The sequence below is a fragment of the Anatilimnocola floriformis genome (assembly GCF_024256385.1).
Taxonomy (GTDB): Bacteria; Planctomycetota; Planctomycetia; order Pirellulales; family Pirellulaceae; genus Anatilimnocola; species Anatilimnocola floriformis.
Map to the genome: position 1 here is coordinate 2,475,860 of NZ_JAMLFW010000001.1, position 17,998 is coordinate 2,493,857.

13 protein-coding genes and 1 tRNA gene are annotated in these 17,998 nt (G+C 58.6%); 7 read left to right on the top strand and 7 right to left on the bottom strand.

The window, feature by feature from the left end:
• Positions 1–2: 2 nt before the first annotated feature.
• Positions 3–800 (bottom strand): ThuA domain-containing protein, encoded by a 798-nt coding sequence (locus M9Q49_RS09605; RefSeq protein WP_254508507.1) that lies wholly within the window; start codon positions 798–800, stop codon positions 3–5.
• A gap of 154 nt (positions 801–954) precedes the next feature.
• Positions 955–1,518 (bottom strand): hypothetical protein, encoded by a 564-nt coding sequence (locus M9Q49_RS09610; protein WP_254508508.1) that lies wholly within the window; start codon positions 1,516–1,518, stop codon positions 955–957.
• A gap of 588 nt (positions 1,519–2,106) precedes the next feature.
• Here M9Q49_RS09610 and M9Q49_RS09615 point away from each other — a divergent pair.
• From M9Q49_RS09615 to M9Q49_RS09635, 5 genes are all read left to right on the top strand, one after another.
• On the top strand, positions 2,107–3,108 hold the full coding sequence (locus tag M9Q49_RS09615; RefSeq protein WP_254508509.1) for a diacylglycerol/lipid kinase family protein: 1,002 nt from the start codon (positions 2,107–2,109) through the stop codon (positions 3,106–3,108).
• Positions 3,109–3,174: 66 nt separating this feature from the next.
• Positions 3,175–4,020: a 3-deoxy-8-phosphooctulonate synthase gene (gene kdsA, locus M9Q49_RS09620; protein ID WP_254508510.1), complete on the top strand. Its 846-nt coding sequence runs from the start codon at positions 3,175–3,177 to the stop codon at positions 4,018–4,020.
• Positions 4,017–6,017: a CDC27 family protein gene (locus tag M9Q49_RS09625; RefSeq protein WP_254508512.1), complete on the top strand. Its 2,001-nt coding sequence runs from the start codon at positions 4,017–4,019 to the stop codon at positions 6,015–6,017. Before kdsA ends, M9Q49_RS09625 begins: the two co-directional genes overlap by 4 nt.
• Before the next feature lie 124 nt (positions 6,018–6,141).
• Entirely contained in the window at positions 6,142–8,604 is a 2,463-nt protein-coding gene (locus tag M9Q49_RS09630) for a DUF1549 and DUF1553 domain-containing protein (RefSeq protein ID WP_254508513.1), read from the top strand.
• A gap of 22 nt (positions 8,605–8,626) precedes the next feature.
• Complete coding sequence (locus M9Q49_RS09635; protein WP_254508514.1) at positions 8,627–9,919, top strand: DUF1501 domain-containing protein; 1,293 nt, start codon at positions 8,627–8,629, stop codon at positions 9,917–9,919.
• Positions 9,920–9,941: 22 nt separating this feature from the next.
• Here the strand turns inward: M9Q49_RS09635 and M9Q49_RS09640 are convergent, their stop codons facing one another.
• On the bottom strand, positions 9,942–10,367 hold the full coding sequence (locus tag M9Q49_RS09640) for a hypothetical protein (protein WP_254508515.1): 426 nt from the start codon (positions 10,365–10,367) through the stop codon (positions 9,942–9,944).
• 12 nt (positions 10,368–10,379) lie between these two features.
• Complete coding sequence (locus M9Q49_RS09645) at positions 10,380–11,411, bottom strand: DUF1559 domain-containing protein (RefSeq protein WP_254508516.1); 1,032 nt, start codon at positions 11,409–11,411, stop codon at positions 10,380–10,382.
• 142 nt (positions 11,412–11,553) lie between these two features.
• On the opposite strand from M9Q49_RS09645, the gene M9Q49_RS09650 reads away from it, so the two are divergent.
• Positions 11,554–13,704 carry an ATP-dependent DNA helicase RecG gene (locus M9Q49_RS09650; RefSeq protein WP_254508517.1) on the top strand — a complete coding sequence of 717 codons (2,151 nt, stop codon included), beginning with the start codon at positions 11,554–11,556 and terminating at the stop codon, positions 13,702–13,704.
• Here M9Q49_RS09650 and M9Q49_RS09655 read toward each other — a convergent pair.
• Positions 13,701–14,366: a hypothetical protein gene (locus tag M9Q49_RS09655; RefSeq protein WP_254508518.1), complete on the bottom strand. Its 666-nt coding sequence runs from the start codon at positions 14,364–14,366 to the stop codon at positions 13,701–13,703. The two genes, M9Q49_RS09650 and M9Q49_RS09655, sit on opposite strands and share 4 nt — an antisense overlap.
• Positions 14,367–14,566: 200 nt before the next feature.
• Between M9Q49_RS09655 and M9Q49_RS09660 the strand changes: the two genes are divergently transcribed.
• Positions 14,567–14,652, top strand: a tRNA-Leu gene (locus tag M9Q49_RS09660).
• Positions 14,653–14,658: 6 nt separating this feature from the next.
• On the opposite strand, the gene M9Q49_RS09665 is transcribed toward M9Q49_RS09660, so the two are convergent.
• Together M9Q49_RS09665 and M9Q49_RS09670 are read right to left on the bottom strand one after the other, a co-directional pair.
• Positions 14,659–16,701 (bottom strand): alpha/beta hydrolase domain-containing protein, encoded by a 2,043-nt coding sequence (locus M9Q49_RS09665; protein WP_254508519.1) that lies wholly within the window; start codon positions 16,699–16,701, stop codon positions 14,659–14,661.
• Positions 16,702–16,740: 39 nt separating this feature from the next.
• Positions 16,741–17,646 (bottom strand): alpha/beta hydrolase, encoded by a 906-nt coding sequence (locus M9Q49_RS09670; RefSeq protein ID WP_254508520.1) that lies wholly within the window; start codon positions 17,644–17,646, stop codon positions 16,741–16,743.
• Positions 17,647–17,998: the final 352 nt, after the last annotated feature.

Below are 17,998 nucleotides of genomic sequence, written 5' to 3' on the forward strand. Positions count from 1 at the left end.
GGTTATTTCGCGCGATGCAGGTTTTCATCGACCACGTGCGTCGCGCTGATCGGGCTGAGGGACGGCACGATGTTGCGGCCCTGGCCGAGGTACATGCCCCCTGTCGGCGCAGCGTAGCGAACGGCATTCGCAATCAGCAACTGCATGTTGGGGTTGTGATAAATCGGAAAGGTCTCATGGCCGGGGCTGAGATAGACCACGCGACCTTTGCCGCGCCGCCAAGCACAGCCGCTGCGGAAAACTTCGCCACCCTCGAACCAACTAACGAGGAAGAGTTCCTCGGGCGCGGGAATGTCGAAGTGCTCGCCGTACATTTCACTGTTGGGTAACTCAAACCATTCGTCACGCAGGCCGCTGACGATGGGATGCCCGGGATCGATGACCCAAACCCGCTCTTTCTCGGCAGCCTCGCGCCAACGCAGCATGCAACTCGTTCCCATCAAGCGGCGAAAGATTTTTGACGCATGTGCGGAGTGAAGTGCAACGAAGCCCATTCCCTGCAAGACGCGTTCGTGAACTCGCTGCACGATATCATCTTCAACTCGATCGTGCGCCGCGTGGCCCCACCAGAGCAACACATCGGTCTCGGCGAGAACCGCATAGGTCAATCCATGTTCCGGCTCGGCCAGCGTCGCAATGCGAACGCACACCTCGGTTCCGAATTTTGCCTCGAGAGCCGCGGCAATCACGGCATGTATCCCACTAGGATAAATCTGGCGAACCTGATCGACGGTTTGCTCGTGAATGAACTCGTTCCAGATCGTTACGCGCAATGTCTCGGGCGGAAGCGCACTTGCCATCCATGTCTCCTCGCAAAGATGAGAGCAAACCAGTCGCTGAATGTAGCGAGTGCGCGAGGCAGTGCCAATACTTTTGGCGACATGAAACAACCTCGAGTCGCTAGCTGAACGCCAGCGACCGAGGTGTTGATGGATCGCGATAGAGATCAAATGCTTACTTAGCCGAGCGAGGCAATGGGCGGTCGTCGATTTCCGGCGAGTCGTCGCTCATCTTGGCGTGCATTTCGACCTTTTCGGCGTCGGTCGTGTTCAACGTTCCATACGCCTTGGCCACTTCCGCGGCATCGCCTTGAACGACCACCAAGCAACGACCGTGCTTGATCATCTCTTCGTAGTTTTGCAAATGATCTTCGTGAATTCCCCAGCCTTGCATCGCACCGAGCAGACCACCGACGATCGCGCCAGTCAGTCCCGCCGCGAGAGCACCCGCGGCAATGACCGGTCCAATTCCAGTCATGGTGAGCGCGGTAGCACCAGCGATTGCTCCAAGTGTACCGCCCACGCCAGCGCCGTTCAGGGCTTGAGTTTCGGTCTGGTCGCCCGCTTCGGCAGCCCCGCGTAGTTCGGGATGCGTCGCGGGATCGCGACCCACCAGCGAGAACTGCAGGCTGCTAAAGCCCTCTTCCTGTAGTCGCTGGATGCCTTCCTGCGCGGCAGCGAAGTCGTGGTAGATGGCAACGACTGAGTCTTGAAAGACCATCGGTTCTTGAGCTTGCATGATTGATTCCTCCTCGTTGGAACGAAAGTTGTCGAGGAAGGTAACAAGCAAAGACCGTACCTTTTCGCGAAGCGAACGGTAGCGCAAGACTGCGAATTGCGAGCGACTGGAAACGAAAATTCGTAACGACTTTTCGCTGCCCGGCAATATAATTTGTAAGCTGGCCCGAAAAAGAAAGTGGGGGCTCTGACGTCTCCAATGAACGTATGGAAAACGAAAGCGACCAGGGGCTAACTGCCGCTTCCGTAAATTCCGTCAGAGCCCCCAACGGGCCACTTGCACAAAATCTCACCCACTGCGGGTGATGTTCAGACCTTTAAGCATGCGGTGTGCCATTTCGCTGCAGCCGTTTGTTTTGTGTCGCAAGCCGTTGGCTGAAAGAGGGTTGCGATTTTTCGGATTCTGGAAATCGTATTTTCAGCAACTTCTGAAGAGAAACGGCTTCGCGCCGGTGTTCAAAAACGATGCGTTTGGCAGTTTGGAGCAGTATCGTTTCTGCTCAGGTGTATGATTTTGCGCAGCAGCGTTTTGGGGCACCCGTCCAGGCGTGCCGTTTGTTTCGATTGGCCGGTTTGCTAAGTTGCAAGAATGCAAACTGGCGATTCACAGCAACAAACTCTGCCGCAGCGGCAAACACTGGCGGCTAGTCGACGGACTGTTCTCGTTTCGGTCAATCCGCGGGCCGGATATCGTGACCGCAGTGCCGCCGCGGAGCACCTTTCGGAAGCGCTCGCCGGACACGGCTTCACCACTGAGCAATTCACCGATATCGCGCTGCTGAAAGCCCGCGCTGAGGAGCTGCACGCCGCAGACCAACTGCGAGCCGCGGTCGCAGCCGGTGGCGATGGCACGATTGCTTTGCTCGCCAATATCACGCCCCATGGTGCGCCGCTGGCCATCATGCCCCTCGGCACCGAGAACCTGCTGGCCCGGCACTTGGGCCTGTCGGCCGAGCCGGCTGCCGTGGCGCAGGTGATTGCCGACGGAATCACACACTCATTTGACATGGGTGACGCCGGCGGCCGGCTCTTTTCGCTGATGGCGGGTTGCGGTTTTGACGCCGAAGTCGTCCGCCGCCTCCACACCGAGCGAAAAGGAAATATTCATCATCTGTCGTATATCAAACCAATCTTCGAGGCGATCCGTACGTACGAATATCCGGAACTGCGCGTGCGGTACGCGCCGACGGATGCCGCTGCGGGAACCGAATTAACGGAAGAGCTCACCGCTCGCTGGGTATTTGTGGTCAACATTCCGCGTTACGCTGGCGGCCTCAATCTGGCCCTTGGTGCTGCGGGCGACGACGGCTTGCTCGACGTGTGTACGTTTCGCGAGGGCTCGCTCTGGAACGGTCTGCTCTACCTTGGCGGCATCATGCTGGGGCAGCAGCAATCGATGACAGACTTCACGCACATTCGCACCAGGCAATTGAGGATCGAAGCGTCGACCGATGTACCCTTCCAGCTCGATGGCGATCCCGGCGGCACGCTGCCGGTGGAGATTTGCGTGCGGCCGGGACGGTTGAACCTGCTGGTTGCACGCGAGTGGGCCGAGAAGCAGGCGGCCAGCCAGATCGCCGCAAATCAGTAGAATGCGTCTACCAAAAACAACTCAGCGAAAGAATCGCTGGAGTACAGTTTCAGGGACCGAGGAATCATGACGAGAATCACCACCACCAATCATCCCGCCCGCGTCGGCCCTTATGCCTGCGGCCGCGGCGAACGGCTGCTATTGATCGCCGGCCCCTGCGTCATCGAGTCCGCAGAGCTCACGCTGCGAATCGCTGGCGAACTGCAACAAATCGCCAGCACGAGGCCGGTCAATCTTGTATTCAAAGCTTCGTTCGACAAAGCCAATCGAACTAGCGGCGGCGCCTTTCGCGGCGCGGGGATCGAGCGCGGTCTGGAGATTCTCGCCAAAGTGAAACAACAATTCGGCTTGCCTGTGACGACCGACATTCATGAGTCGCAGCAAGCCGCCGTTGCCGCGCAAGTTTGCGACGTCCTGCAGATTCCCGCCTTTCTCGCGCGGCAGACCGATCTGCTGATTGCTGCGGCCGAAACTGGCCGCGCGGTGAACGTGAAAAAGGGGCAGTTCATGGCCCCTTGGGATATGAAACACGTCGTCACCAAGCTCAACGCTGCCGGTTGCCCGAATGTGCTGCTGTGCGAACGCGGCACATTCTTCGGCTATGGCACGCTGGTGAACGACATGCGTTCGCTGCCGATCATGCGAGCTCTCGGGCCGCCGGTGATTTATGACGCGACGCACAGCGTGCAAGAACCAGGCGGTCTTGGTAACGCGACCGGCGGCAATCGCGCTATGGTCGAACCGTTGGCCCGCGCTGCCGTCGCCGTGGGTGTCGATGGCCTGTTCTTTGAAACGCATCCTCAGCCCGATCAATCACCCAGCGATGGGCCCAACATGATTCCTCTCGATCAATTCGCCGCGGTGCTCGATCGCGTCCTCAAGGTTCGCGCCGCGGTGGAGGACTTCGCATGAAAGACTACAAAGCCATCGACAGAGATCAGCCGTCGCCAGAGGTAAATCGAGAGCAGTCCAGCCTGCTGATTCGCTATTGGCCCCTCATCGCCTTCCTCGTGCTGCTGGCCGGTTTCATCAGCTTCAATTCCGTCGGTTGTGTGCCGCGCGCTCAGAGTGTGATGGAAGTCGACGATACGAAGCAGGCCGCTTCGCCCGTCGATGAATTGACGCTGGCCTTTGAAGCGCTGCGCGGCATGAACAATCCATCCTCTCTGGAACGAGATCAGTTTCGGCGCGTGACCGGCAATCGGTCGGTCACCAACTCGCTCTTTTACCTCAAGCAATGGTTGGCTCGGCAGGATGTCGACGCGGTGAAGTGGGAGCTAGATCCGCTCTTTCGTAACTTGCCGCGAGCCCTCCGCGAACATCCGGCGTTTCGCGGCATCGATTATCTCGATTTCTCGCAATCGGATTTGGATTATTTGCAACAGTGTTTGTGGCTGAATGACATTGCGCAGCGCGTCTCGCAAGACAGCGCACCGCCAGAACTCACTGCCTGGCTCGAAGCAATGGATAAGAGTGGCCAGATTGATGGTGCGCGGCAACTGCGCCAAGCCGAACGACTGTTTGATTGGACGGTTCGCAACATTCAACTGCAGCTGTTGCTGCCGCAGCCGAAGGGGCCGGAGCTGAAGGTAGAAGAAGGCAAGCAAATCGATCAACGGCCTCCGTACGAGCGCGGTGTGCCCGGCCCCGGTTATCAACAGCTGACGAAGCATGCGCTGCAGTTCGCGCAAGGCGACGCCTGGGAACGAGGACGGATCTTTGTACAGCTTTGCCGTCAGGCCGGCATTCCGGCCGTGATGCTTGGCATTATTCACGAAAACGAATTGGGCGGTCCTCAGGCCTGGGCAGCAGCCGTGTATGTGAACGAAGAGTTCTACCTGTTCGATCCGCAGCTCGGCTTGGCAATTCCTGGGCCCGATCGCAAGAGCATTGCCACGCTCTCGCAATTTATCGCCGATGAATCGCTGCGAGCTGCGCTGCAACCGCCTGGTGGCGAAGTGTATCCGATCACGGCCGAGAATCTAAAGAACATTGCCGTGCTCATCGAGAGTCAGCCGGAGTCTTTGTCGCGGCGGATGAAACTGCTCGAAGAACCGCTAAACAATGCCCGCGCGCAGTCGCGCACCGAGCCGAAACCTGTTGCGGGGGGCGCCGCCGTTACGCGCTTCGATCTGGTTCTGACAGCGCAGCCCAATGAATGGGACAAGAAATTCCGTCGAGTCAAGCACATCAGCAGCGTGGGGCTGTGGCGAGTTCCTTACGAAGCAATCTTGTACGCGATTGCGATCCCGGAAGCCAGCAAGTTGGATCCCAAGATCAGCGAAAAATGGCGGTTCCGCGAAGCGATGATGACGAACGAGCAAATGATCTACCTGGGCGATTCGCAAACCGTCGATCGCTCCTTGGTCGAGGGCCAACAGCAACGGCAACGTCAGCCGCGGAATGTAACGCTCAATCAGGGACGCGACTACCTGCTCCGCGGCCGCTTCGAAGATCTGGAAACGGCGCCGGGTGCGCGGAGTGTCTATCTCTCCTTCCGACCCTCCGCGCAGAAGATCAAGTTGTATGAGTCGTCGCCCGATTTTCTCCGCGAGATGCTCTCCGAACAGGAATACAAATTCCTCGGCGAAAATCCCGAGCAGCGGGCCCGCTACATGGATGAAATCGGCAAAGCGATGCGCTACTCGAAGAATACCGCCACCTTCTGGCTGGGGCTGAGCTATTTCGAGACAGGCAAATTCGAAAACGCGATTCAATGGCTCGAGCCGATCGCCCGCGGCGAGTCGGGCGAAAGCGAATGGCAGGCCGGCGCGCGCTATGTCACGGCGCGTAGCTATGAAGCGTTGGGGAAGAACGACATCGCGGCCCGTTGGTACCTGGCCGATGATTCGCCGCAAGCTGCGGGGAACAAACTCCGCGCGGAGTGGTTGAAGGGGCGCGGCGAGTGAGCGATTGGGTATTGCCGGCACATTAAACTCGCGCCGAAATTCCTAGCGACAGCAAACTTGGATCAATATATGCTGATCCAAGTGTGGCAGTGGCGAGATGTTGTAGGGCGGAATGAGGCCGGCGATGCGCTACATTACTCAATTGGTCATCGTGGCTGCGTTGGCCGTGATCGGCAAGACATTGGTTGCAGCGGATATTTTGCCGCCAGCGTCGCAACGATTTGCGGCAGCGACCGGTGACGAAGAGCCGAGCCTCCGGCGACATGTATTGCCGTTGCTCGGTCGACTTGGTTGCAACGGCCGGGCCTGTCATGGTTCGTTTCAAGGCCAGGGCGGTTTTCGGCTGTCGCTGTTTGGGTACGACTTCGCTGCCGATCATGCGGCGCTGCTGGGCGGCGAAACGCCGCGCACCGATCTGAAAAATCCCGCGGCGAGTTTGATCCTGCAAAAGCCGACGCTTGGCACGGATCACGAGGGTGGCGAGCGCCTCAAGAAGAACACCTGGCAGCATCACCTGCTGCAGCGCTGGATTGCTGCTGGTGCAAAACCGGTGGCAGAAAACGAAGCCGAGATTCTCGGGTTGATCGTTGAGCCACGCGAGATTGTCTTCCGCAAAAAGGGAGAGCAGGCCAGGTTGCGCGTGATTGCTGAATGGACCGATGGGAGTCAGGAAGACGTCACTTCCCTCTGCCGTTTTCGGAGCAACGACGAATCGCTGGCCGAGATCGACGAAAACGGCGTGGTCACGGCGCTCGGACCAGGCGATACCGCCGTCGTCGCTTTCTATGACAACGGCGTAACGCCGATTCCCGTACTGCTGCCAGTCAGTGATCTGGTTGGTGCGAAGTATCCGCCGGTTGCCACGCCGACGAAGGTCGATGAGCTCGTCGTTGCCAAGTTAAGCAAGCTGGGGATCGTTCCTGCGGATTTGTGCAGCGATGCTGATTTCCTCCGTCGCGCGAGTCTCGATATCACCGGGACGCTGCCATCGCCTGCAGAGATTACCTCCTTTCTTGCCGACACGACGTCAGACAAACGGAATCGCAAGATCGACGAGTTGCTCGAACGACCCGCCTATGCGACGTGGTGGGCCACGAAGATGTGCGATTGGCAAGGAAACACCAGCGCGCTCGGTCCACAGGGTTGCGAACAGAATCTGAACGGCGCGAAGGCCCGTCAGTGGCACGCCTGGATTGAGCGGCGTCTCGTGCGCAATGATCCCTACGACAAGCTCGTCGCAGGCATCGTCCTCGCGACCGGCAAACAGCCGGAGCAATCGTTCGATGACTACAGCGCCGAGATGAGCGGCTATTTCCGCAGCGACAAGCCAGCCGATTTCGCCGCCCGCGAAACGATGCCCTACTATTGGTCGCGGCGGCAACTGGGCAGTTCCTCAGGCAAGGCCCTCGCCTTCGCTTATTCGTTTCTCGGCGTAAGTCTGCAGTGTGCCGAGTGCCACAAGCATCCCTACGATCAATGGACGAAGCAGGATTTCGATCAATTCGCGATGTTCTTCGACGGCGTGCGTTACGGGGGCGGCGATCGCAATCGAACCAAGGAAATGAAAGAGGCCCTTGGTCTGACGGGGGATGAAGACAGCGGTGACTTCAAGCGAAAGTTTGTCGCGCTGCTGGGCGAAGGGAACACTCTGCCGTTCAAGGACCTCAGCGTGCCGCGGCCGAATCCGAATGCCAAAAACAACAAGCCGCGGCCAAACAAAGCTGGCCGAGTGATCACGCCGCGACTCCTCGGCGGCGAAGAGGTCGTCACCAATGAATATCCCGATCCGCGCCAACCGCTGATGGATTGGATGCGGCAGGCTGACAACCCTTACTTTGCGCGGGCGCTCGTCAATCGCGTGTGGGCCAGCTATTTCCACGTCGGGCTGATCGATCCACCCGATGATCTCAACCTGGCTAACCCGCCGAGCAATCCCGCGCTGCTCGACTATCTTTCGGCGGCGTTCATCGAGCACCAATACGATTTGAAATGGCTGCACCGCGAAATTACCCGCAGTTATACCTATCAACTCAGTTGCCGACCGAATGCAACGAATCTGCACGACGAACGCAACTTTAGTCGCGCGGTCATTCGTCGCTTGCCCGCCGAAGTGACTTACGATGCTCTCGTTTACGCAACGGCGACGGAGGAAGCGCGAAAGACTCTCGATGAGAAGCCAGCCGCGCTTCGTGCGATCGGCGTGGTCAGTGGACTCACTGGCCGCGATGCCGGCGCGAGTAACTATGCGGTGAATCTCTTCGGCAAGCCGCCGCGGGCGATCAACTGCGATTGCGAACGCTCGGCCGAGCCGAATTTGCTGCAGCGGGTTTTTCTGCGGAATGATCAGGAATTGGAGCAGTTACTCGACCGCAAGGATGGCTGGCTGAAGGAACTGTCGGGCAACAAGAATCTGAAAATCGACGACGCGATCATTCGTGAAGCTTACTTGCGCACGCTGAGTCGCCCGCCGAATGAAAAAGAGCTGACGATTGCTCGCGAACATGCGGCGGCGGCAGATCAGCACGCAGGGTTGCGAGATTTGCTGTGGGCGCTATTGAATACCAAAGAGTTCGTCGTCATCCATTAATTGTTTCGGACAGGGACGCTCTATGACACACCGCTATTGCGACGGCGTTACTCGCCGCGATTTTTTCCAGATCGGCGCGCTCGGATCCGCGGGTCTCACGCTCAGCAGCTATTTGCAACTCGCGAGCGCCGGCGAGGTTCAACCGGCAAAAGGTAAGTCGGCGATCTTCATCTATCTCGGTGGCGGGCCGCCGCACATGGATACCTTTGATCTGAAGCCAGATGCTCCTGCCGAGTTCCGCGGCGAGTTTAATCCGATCGACACAAACGTCGCGGGCTTGCAGATTTGCGAGCACCTGCCGCGATTGGCGAAGTGCGCCGATAAATTTGCAGTGCTGCGCGGCATTAGCCATACGCTGGCCGGCCATGAATTGGGCACCAGTTACGTTAACACCGGCAGCCGTCCAGTGCCGTCGCTCATCTACCCGGGCTATGGCTCGGTGATCAGCCGCGAATTGACCGGCGCCTCTGATTTGCCGCATTTCGTCGCCATTCCCAATACGCCGCAGCGGGCCGGTTATCTGGGTGTGCGATATGCGCCGTTGCAAACCGGCAGCGTTCCGTCGGCAGGGCAACCATACAGCGTCCGCGGCATCTCGCTGGGCAAAGATCAAACCCCCGAAAAGTTTGCCGCGCGAAATCAATTGCTTGGCAAGCTCGACACCGGGCTCGATGAATTCCGCAACAGCAGCAAACTTGTCGAAGGGCTAGATCGCTTTGGTCAGCAAGCCTTTGATCTTATCAGTTCACCTCGAGCTCGCGAGGCCTTTGACATCAGTCGCGAAGATCCCCAGATCGCGGAGCCGTTCGGCACGACAAAGTTTGCGCAGAGCTGTTTGCTGGCGACGCGACTGATCGAAGCGGGCGTCAAGTTCGCCACCGTCAGTTTTGGCGGCTGGGACACGCACAGCGGCAACTTCAAGAAGTGCAAAGAGAGCCTGCTACCGGAACTCGATCAAGGACTGGCCGGACTGTTCAACACGCTCGACCTGAAGGGACTGCTGCCATCGACTACTGTCTTCGTCATCGGCGAATTCGGCCGCACGCCGAAGATCAACCCCAGCGCGGGCCGCGACCACTGGCCGCGGGCGATGTTCGCCCTGCTCGCGGGCGGCGGCATTCGTGGTGGCCAGGTGATTGGGGCCAGCGACGACAAAGGTCAAGGCCCGGCAGGCGAGCCGATTACGCCCGATCAGGTCGCGGCCTCGTTCTACCACAGCCTGGGAATCGACTTCCGCAAGGAATACCACACGAGCACCGGCCGGCCAGTGACGATCGTGCGCGAGGGCTCGGTAATTCCAACGCTGTTTGGTTAGACAGGCTGGCTTAACGGCTGAGCTAAGATGAACGCTTCTTGGGCCTGTGGGTCATGGTCGCTTCTTCATCGGCCTGCATCTTGTCGAGCGCGACGCGGACAATCCCGCAGGCAGAGATCACTACGCCGGTCAGGATGATGCCGTACTTGATCCAGATCTGGCGGTTCGCGGCGCGATCGAGTTCGCTCTTCGCGCGGTCAAAGGCTTCTTTGGCTTTGAGATACTCGGGCGAGCTGCGATCCGGTTCGTTGTGCGCGTGTTCCTTGGAATGGTCATGCCCTTTGCCGTAGCTGGCTCCGTGGAGCTCGCCCGACGCCTTTTGATATGCGGCTGCTTGCTCGTCGTTCCAGACAGTCTTGCCAGGAATGACCGCCTCGGAAAAATAGCCGAGCAGCATGAGCAGCAACCCGACAATCATGGCGCCTGCGGCAACAGGTGATTGATTCATAGTTGGCTGCGTCTAAGGAGGCGTGACCTGCTGGCCGTCTTCGATGCTGATGAGTCTGGCCATCACGAACTCGTCGATGCCATCGGTGAGTGTCGAAATGTGCCCGTCGGCATAAGCGACGTTCACGCAACCGGGATGCAAACTGCGCGGCGGCGAGGAGAGATAATTGTACGGTGAAGGGCCGTAGGCGCTACAGGGCATGCGTTTCAGTTGGGCGTCTACAGGATCGGGACAACCATAAACCATGTCGAGATTGGCGGTCCGTATGTTATTCGGTGGCTGCGTCAATCCCAGGCTAGACGCGGAAGGCGTGTAACCCACGGCAGCCGTCGTAAATGAGTTGATCGTATCGTGCATATCAAAGGCCAGCTGCGACGTCGCGCTCCAAGGAAGCGCCCACGCCCCGCGCGGATCGGTTGCCTGCTGCCGCGTGCGGACTTCCGAAAGCATGACCGAGTTCGAAGCGCCATCGGTCGCCACATCTTTGTGGGCATGAGGCTGGTGCGAGGTCAGCACACCCCGAAAACGGTTTTGATCTTCGAGATGCATGGGGCCGACGAACGCGGCATAATTTCCCTTGCCGAAGATCTTATTGTTCGTGAAGGTTGGATCTTGATACAGCCGCCCCTTGGCCGAATCGCTGGGGCAGAGGAGCACGGCTGGCTGTGCCTGTTGCGGTTCGTTCGGCTGGTTCAGTACCGAGACATTGAAATCAAACTGAGTATGCAGCGATGCCTGCTCAATGTACGGCAAGGTGAGGACGATCCAGCTGAACATCTTGCCCGAGCGAGATTCGTACTTCGCGATGCTCGTATCGACAATGCCGGAGGCGGGAAAGGTCCGCAGCGAACTCTCGTAGTTCTCGACACCCAGTGCGAGCTGTTTTAGTTGATTCTGGCACTTGATCCGTCGCGAAGCTTCGCGGGCGGCTTGCACGGCGGGAAGGAGCAGCGAAACTAGGGTGCCAATGATGGCGATAACGACCAGCAATTCGACCAGGGTAAACCCGCGGCGCGGTCGATCCTGGGAACCATGTGGCGACATCGCGCCTCTCCTGGAGAGAGTGATTGGAGTGGCTTCAGCTGCGAAAAAATAACCCGTACCGCAGTTGAATCGGTGGCACCGAAAAATGCAAGTCGCGCAAAGAGAAAACGGCACCTATGTTACTTTTTCGTATAATACGTCGATGAATGTTCCGTCTGTTACGACCGACCCGCTCCTCACGCCATCCCAGTTCTTGAAAGGGATCGGGCCGGTGAAGGCGGAGTTGCTCGCGAAACTCGACTTGCATTACGCCCGCGACTTCATTTTCAATTTTCCGCGCGCCTATCAAGACATGAGCGAGCTGCGGACGGTCGACCAGCTGGAAGAAGGGAAGCTGGCGAGCGTTGCGGGAGTGATTGAGGAGGTCGATCTGCGCAACGTCGGCACCGGCAAGTCGCTGTTGGGAGTGCTCATCAAGCAAGGAGCTAGTTATCTGCGCTGCCTGTGGTTCAATCAGCCGTACCTGCGCGGGAAGTTTCAAAGTGGGCGGCGGATTCTGATTTCGGGCGAACCGAAGCAGCAGGGCATTCGCTGGGAAATGGTCCATCCCAAGTACGAGCTATTGGCCGACGATGACGATGTTCCCGCCGGTCGCATCTTGCCGGTCTATTCGCTCACCGAGGGGCTGAACCAAACGCAGATGCGGCGGATCATGGCGGGTGTTGTCGAAGCTTATGCACCGCTGGTGGAAGATGTTTTTCCGGATGAGTTTCTCGATACTCACCAACTGTGGCCGATCCGGGCTGCGTTGCCGCAGATGCATCTGCCGCGCGATCAGGCCAGCCTGGAGCAAGCGCGACGGCGCTTCATTTATCAGGAGTTGTTCATCCTGCAATTGGCGCTGGCAATTCGCAAATGGCGGTTGACGCATCATCGACGCGCGCCGGCGCTGCCGACATCGGCGCGGATCGACGCCCGCATCACGCGACTATTTCCGTTTGAACTGACGACAGAGCAGCGCATTGCCATCGATCAGATCGCTGCCGACATGGGACGCGAAGTGCCGATGAACCGGCTGCTGCAAGGAGACGTCGGCAGCGGCAAAACGGTTGTCGCCATGTACGCGATGTTGCTCGCCGTTGCTCATGGCAAGCAGGCCGCTCTAATGGCGCCGACGGAAGTTCTCGCGCGGCAGCATGTGCAGACGCTGACCACCGCGCTCGAAGCCAGCAAAGTGCGAATCGGTTTGCTTGTGGGTTCGCTCACGCCGGCCGAGCGAAAGAAGACGCTCGATGCGCTCGCGGCTGGCGAACTCGATATTCTGGTCGGCACACACGCGGTCACCCACGCGCTGAATCAGTCAGGAGCGGCCAAGGATCAAAAGCCGCTTGATGGCTTGAGCGACGCCCTCGAGGGAGGCCGCTTTGCTCGCTTAGGGCTCGTGGTGATCGATGAACAGCACAAGTTCGGCGTGAATCAACGGGCCGCGCTCAAGCGCGCCGGCATCGATCCGCACTATCTCGTGATGACGGCTACGCCGATTCCACGGACCATGACGATGACGATGTTTGGCGATCTCGATGTTTCGACGATCCGCTCAGCTCCGCCGGGCCGGCAGAAGATTCATACCTATCTCGCGGAAGACGGCCAGCGCAGTCGCTGGTGGAATTTCTTCCGGCAGAAAATCGCCGAAGGGCGACAGGGTTACGTTATCGTGCCGCTCGTCGAAGAAACCGAGGCCGTCGAAGCCGCCAGCGTGCAACAGACGCTGGAAGTGCTGCAGCGCGGCGAACTGATGGGACACCGCCTGGCCGCGCTGCATGGCCGCATGACGCCGATCGAAAAAGAATCGGCCATGGAAGCATTCCGCCGGGGCCGCGTGCAGGTGCTGGTCAGCACGAGCGTCGTCGAAGTCGGCGTCGACGTGCCGAACGCCACGCTGATGACGATCGAGGGCGGCGAACGCTTCGGCTTGGCCCAACTACATCAATTGCGAGGTCGCATCAGCCGCGGCAGTCATCCGGGCTATTTATGCGTCTATGCCAATCCCAGCACCGACGAAGCTCAGCGACGACTGGATGCCTTTACACGCTCGAACGATGGCTTCGAACTCGCGGAACTCGACTTCCAGTTGCGCGGACCGGGAGATCTCTTCGGCACTCGTCAGCATGGCTTGCCGCCGCTGCGAATTGCCGATCTCTCACGCGATGTGGAGATCGTCGAAGAAGCCCGCAGCGACGCTCAAACTTCGATCGCCGCGGATCCTGATTTGAAAGATCCCGCCTACGCCCGCCTGAAGCGGATGGTTCTCATCCGCTACGGCGAAGCGCTCGAACTCGGCGACGTCGGCTAATCAGCTTGCACGATGACCTGGCTGGCTTCGAATTGCACCAGCTCACCGTCGGCTAGCCGCAACAACAGCGCGCCATACATTCGTTGGCCGGCGCGAACCGGATCAACGACGCGGACGACAACTCGCGATTCAGTGTTCGCCGGGAATGTCAGATCGCTGACCAGTCGACCCCAGCGATGAGCGCCAGCGTCGTAGTCCTTCGGCTCGAATCGAATCTCATACGCGGCCACGCCTACGCCGTTGATCAATGGCCGCCCTGCGTTCTTCTCTACGAAGTACGCTTCTTTCACAACCTGATCGCGCGTGCTGCGATTAAAGAACGGCATCACTTGGCCGCCGGGACCAACTGGGTACACCGGAAAGTTGCCGATCGCCGTTGCGGGATAGTTGAGCGTTCTGCCATTCAGCAGCGGATCGCTCGTTCGCGGCGGAATGTCGGTACGCAAAGGCACATCCGAGCGGAGTGGAACAGTTGCCCGCAGCGGATAGCGCTGCAATGGCGTTACGTACGCAGGTCGACTCCAGCGCTGAACGGCGAGAATCAAAACCACCGCCAGCAACACGCCGACGAACAGCTGCCACTTTCGTTCGCGGCCTTGTTGCCACAGCCAGTCGCGACGTTCACGCGGCAGCCAAGTTTCCGAAACAGATGGAGTATTCATGATGCGACCTCAGAGATGAGTAAATCGTGTGGATTCAACCGTACCGAGGTGAAGAGCAAACGCGATGCCGAAATGCCACTAGGTTTGTGGCCAATAAAGCCGCTGATTGCTCAAGAAGTTGCGTTGCCAGCGGCCACGCTGCACAAAACGGGGCCATTCGAGCGAACCAATTCGCGCTTTGGCAGTCCTTGTAATTGCAGAGCTGGATGGCGTAATCGGTAGACGCGCGGGATTTAAAATCCTGAGGTGAAATCCACCATTGCGGGTTCGAGTCCCGCTCCAGCTAGTCGCGCTATTTATCAGACTTGAACCAAGGCTTGAACTTTTCGCACAGCGTTTTTAAACGCGGCAAATCTTCTTCTAGCAGATAGCGCTGCTTCACCAAGTTGTCCGCCGCGGCCAGATACTTGGTTTCGTAGTCCTCGTAGCTGGTGTAGAGCTGCGCAAGAGCAGGCCGAGGATCCTTCGCCGTTTCGCGTTCTTCGGCAGTTTTGCAAAACGGAATGAAGCCACCCTGCAGCGACCAGAGTTCGCCCGCGGCGCCGATCGAAGCATCGCGCGTGTTCCAACTCGTATACGTGCCGACCGGCACGGCAACGGCTGGCACATTGAGCGTGCCTCGTTCATTGCCGCTAACCGTCATCGCCGGAACGCGGACGCCGTAACTTTCACGCACTTCAGGCGGCTCGAGCGTTGCGATTCTTTTCGATTCCCACCATGGGCCGCGATACAAATTTGCGGGCTGCTGAATCAGCTGCGGATAGGAGACACCAGGAATCTTTGGCCAACCACTTTGCTCCGCCTGCCAGCCGACGAGCGACTTCTCGCTTAGCAGCGGATAAACACTTGGCGGCGGCGCGACATTGTCTTTCACCCAGGCATCGAGCGCGACCACGAGCGCCCTCAGCAACGGCCGATAGTCGGCCGGGCTCGATGGGAGTTGACCGTTGCTCTTTGCACCGGGAGTGCCGCCGCCCGGGCCGTGATTCGAACCGCCGAAGGTGTAGAGTCGCACTTCGGCAGGAATTTCCGCATCGGTTTTGCCGAGCGGGTCGGTGTGGACGAGCGAGCCGCTGCGGTGCCAGTATTCGCTCGACGACTGCGCATGAAATACCTTCGGCACGGATTTCATCTCGCGACATTTGCGGAGAATGCCATCGATCTGGCCGGTGTGCGGATCCTGCTGATCGCCGTATGCGAACGGAAAATAATCGGCGGGAAACAAGTGCTCGTCATGCTGACTATTCGTCCGCGTCGGCGAAGCAAACCGATGATTGAACGAACCCAGACCGCCGCCTGCGACGTGAGCAATCACGCCGTCAAAAACCTGGCGGCCTTGTTCATCGGTATTGAAACCTTCCCACAGAAACTGCCGCAGTAGTCGGCCGCTCTGCGAAGTGCCAAAGCCATGTGCTCGATTGATCAATGACTTTTTCTCGTCGTCGACGAGCGGATTCGTAGCCGTCGTCTCGCCAAACTTGAGTGCGGAAACGATGTCGCGAATCCCCGCCATGCCGCAGCCTTGCACTGGTGCGTCTTCGGCTTCATAGACGACTTCGTAAATGAGTCCCGGTTGCAAACCACCGGTGAGTTCGATCTCCACGGTCGGCAGTTGTCCGGTTTCCATACCACCAGTCACGCCTTCGCCGGTGACGTTCGTAACGATGAACTTCCAGTCGCCGCGCGGGACGACTTTTCGTGGCTCGGCTTCCTTTTCGCGGAACGACAAGATTGCATTTCGCGTGAGATCCTCGGCAGGCTTGAAACTCCCTGTATTTCCCCGGTGAGCAATCGACGCTCGTGCGGCCGGCTTGTCGAGAATGAACTCACTCCGCACCAATCCGCGCAACGGCTTGCCATCTTCCGTGGCAAACGGCGTTTGCAATCGCCAGCGCCCCGCGCCCGGTTGTACTTCTGCGATCCAGCCCGACCAGAGGATGACAAAGCCTTGCCGGCAAAGAAAATCCTCAGCACCGCCGTCGATCAAATTCTTCGCCGTACTACCGCCGCGGTTATTCACTTCATAAAAGAGAGCACCGTTGGCCTGGCTGCGGTCGTTCGGCACGAGCATTTCGAAATCGGCGGAGAACTCGACTCGCTTTTTGTCATTCTGCGGCGCAAGAGCCAGATCAATGATCTGCTGATTGTGCTCGTTCTTGGGGTCGATCGCGAAGTGTACTTTGCCGCGCAGCCGTTCATAGAGTCCGCGCTCGCCAAAGGACTTGCCGTTTTGGTAAGGCTCGCGGTGAGCGATTTCCCAACGGACGACTTCCGCCCGAGCTGCAGATGCGCAGGCAGCCACGACGACCAGAATCAACAGACAAAATCGCCGCATTACCAAACTCCGCTTCACTGAGTGTTCGGCCGCTGAGTGTTACTTGACCGGCTTGGGTTTCAAGTGATTCCCAAAGAACTTCAGACTCTGTTCCCAAGTGCGAAGGTATTCCTCACCGCCCCAGTTGCCGCCGTGATCGCCACCGAGCAAGAGTTCGACGCGACCCGGCACGCCGACTTTCGTCATCGCATCGGCCATGATCGTGGCTTGCGTGTGCGGCACGAGCGGATCTTTCGTTCCTTGAAACAGCAACATCGGCGCATCGCCCTGATCGAGATACGTGATCGGCGATGCGCGCTTCCGTTCACCCTTATCCTCCTCGGGGGTGCTTCCCAAAAAGTTGCTCACCAGGCCGACGCTGAGAGCAGGGATATCGGTACGGGTGAGATCGGTCGGACCAAAGAATGCGACGACGGTTTGCACCTGGCTCGATTGATCGGCATTGCCGCCGCTACCTTCAAGGCCGTCGTCCTTGCCCATCGTGCCGAGCATCATCGATAGATGTCCGCCCGCAGAAAAACCGATTGCGCCGAAGAGTGCCGGGTTGATCTTGTACTCGGCGGCATTCGCTCGCAGATAACGAACGGCGCACTTCACGTCTTCGACCTGCGCGGGAAAGCGATGCTTCGGGCAGAAGCGATATTGAACCGTCGCCGCAACATATCCCTGTTGCGCGAACTTGTAGACTAGATCGGTGTGAGCCCGCTTGTCACCTTGCGTCCAAGCGCCGCCGTGAATGACGATGATGCAGGGAGCGGCCTTGTCGAGCTTTTCAGGTCGGGCGAGATCGAGTCGCAGTTTCTCGCCCGCACCGGTGCCGTATTCGATGTCGGGAAGGTAAGTCACGCCGGCCGGCGGCGCAGGCCCCGCCTTCTTATCTTGCGCTTGAGCGATCAAGCCACAGCCGACGAGTAATACGAGTGATAGGCGTAGCGACCAATTCATACAGCACCTGAACGGAACGAAACGGAAAGGAGCCGCCAGCGTAACACATCTTTCTGTTCGGCGGCAAACTCCGCTACGATGCGGTAGTGGGTCAGTTTGAAATTCGGAATTCCGCAACTATTCAGTCGCGTTTAGAATGTAGGAATGCTGGTACCAGAGACAGACATTCGCGAAGCCTGTCCAAGCTGCGGCCTGAAGGTGGCTCGGTGCGGCGACATCTTGACTTCCATTGGAATGTCCTATGCCGAACCGGCAAACTACATTGGCGATGTAATTGACGAGTCGATTCCATGCGATCGCTGTGGAACTGAACTCATCTATCAGGTTGAACGCGAGTGGGATGATCGATGCT